1 protein-coding gene is annotated in these 2,023 nt (G+C 36.1%); it reads right to left on the bottom strand.

Features of this window, described 5'->3' with window-relative positions; all coding sequences use genetic code 11:
• A partial coding sequence (locus ACY2RS_RS15425) for a CARDB domain-containing protein (protein ID WP_490099563.1) occupies positions 1–1,823 on the bottom strand: 1,823 nt, incomplete at its 3' end.
• Positions 1,824–2,023: the final 200 nt, after the last annotated feature.

The raw sequence follows: 2,023 nt of genomic DNA, 5'->3' as shown, positions 1-2,023 counted from the left end.
TCAAAAGTCTCCAAGCCATTTCCATCTAAATCACATAAAAAATAATCGCTGATGGGATCGGTGATGGCGGGGGAGTCGTCCACAATTAAATCAAGTGGAACAACATCTATACATCCTAAAGCATCAATTTCTAATCTGGCATATACTGTCTGAAAAGATTGAACTGTATTTATAAACATTGTTGGATCTACAATAGGAAAAGCACCTGACTGAGCTTGTGCTTGAGAAACATAATACGTTACAGAAGTACCAGGTTGCCCATTTTGTATTTGTGCGTCTCTAGTTGTAAGATCGAATTCTGCAAAACCATCATTAGGGATCCCATCACAAGACCTTAAATCGTCTGGAACAACAGCAATTGGATTGGGTTGAAATGTTACATCTACTTCACCAGACACAAAACAAATTCCTTGAAAGGCATCTAATCTATAGGTTCCAGAAAGTGTCGGGTTATAAAAAGGACCCGTAGCATTTGGTAAAAAGGTGCCATTAAAAAACCATTGGTAGGTGAATGTATCCCCTAAATCTTGACCAATTGTTACAACATCATTTACACATGGTAATAATTCTGGGCCTAAATTTAATCCTTGTAAAGACAAATCAACAAGTAGCTCAAACTCATTATTATCTTCATTGTTTTCCATTACAATACCAGTTCCTGTACCATCATCATCAACAACCGCCAATAATGTAAAAATCACTGGAGTAGCTCCTCCAGGAGGAAAATTTAAGGTAATTGTACCACTCTCTGAACCACCAATAGGAATAATGGCATTGGTTTGCGCCTGTCCTACAAGTACACCATCTGCATAAAATGCAATAGGCACACCCGCTTCTAAATCTTCTGTACTCTCGGTATTAAAAACGGTATAGTTTACATCAATATCACTATTTTCACATAAAACGCCTAGATCATCTATCACAATAGTAGCATCGGGTATTTCAGAATTTACATTGGTAATCATATTATTTACCATCACAAAATCCTGACTTGAGGTCAATGAAATATCAATATCAACATCACCAGGAGCTACAATACCTACTAGATCGTATGCATCAAAATCCATATTCCAAAGCTCATCAGAACCTGTATATGAATTTGTACCATTAAAAGCATTATCTGCTGGGTTAAGGGGTAAATCTGATATTAATTGACCATTAATAAGTAATGTTTCATTGTTAGCAATTGCCGCATCACCTTCCCAAGCTAAAAAACCTATTTTTGAAAATTGATCACTGGCAACATCAAGTGGCCCTAACGTAATATCAATACTTTCATTATTACCTGAAACAAAGTCTAATCCATCAAAAAGTGATATTTGATTCTGTGTAAGGGTTGGGTCTTCATAAATAACATACATGGCCCAGCCTGCAAAGTTAGTACCATTATTACAAGCTCCCGTTGCTGGCATATCTACCTCCAGCCCAGCAAAAGTGTAGGTTCCATTTCCAGTAGCTTGAACAATATCGGTTACATTTGCATAGGCAGAAAAATAATTTAAGCCAGTTCCTGCTGTTAAATGAAAATCTCTTGTAGCACTAACGAGATTACCATTTAAAGTAACAAAGAAATCTCCTCCTATCGCGTCTGTCCATGGAGAACTCCAGTACAAATGAGCAGAAATAATAGTCTGTGTTGGGGCTAATAATAAATCGGCACTACTCTCAGGAAGAATACTACACGGAGTATTTGCGGCCTCATTAAGGGTATTCCCAACTCCAGTAAAATCAAGCGGACCGTTAAACTGTTCGAACAATGTAATTTGCGACCACATAGATAATGGTATAAAGCAAACAACAAAGAGTAAAAATATTTTTTTCATGCGTAGTCTTTTTCTTTACAAATTACAATTTTTTTATGAATCAAAATAACATGTTAGATTATTAGTAGAAATACAAAAACCCTCCATAACTATGTATAGAGGGGTTTTATAAGTTTATTTCTTCGGAAATATCCTATTTCACACTATCGCTTTAAACTAAAATGTCCTTTTAGCTCTTTGCGCACTTCTTGTTCAGTGTA

This window comes from Patiriisocius sp. 208BN25-11 (assembly GCF_058147145.1).
This window is presented reverse-complemented; position numbering and strand designations above follow the sequence as displayed.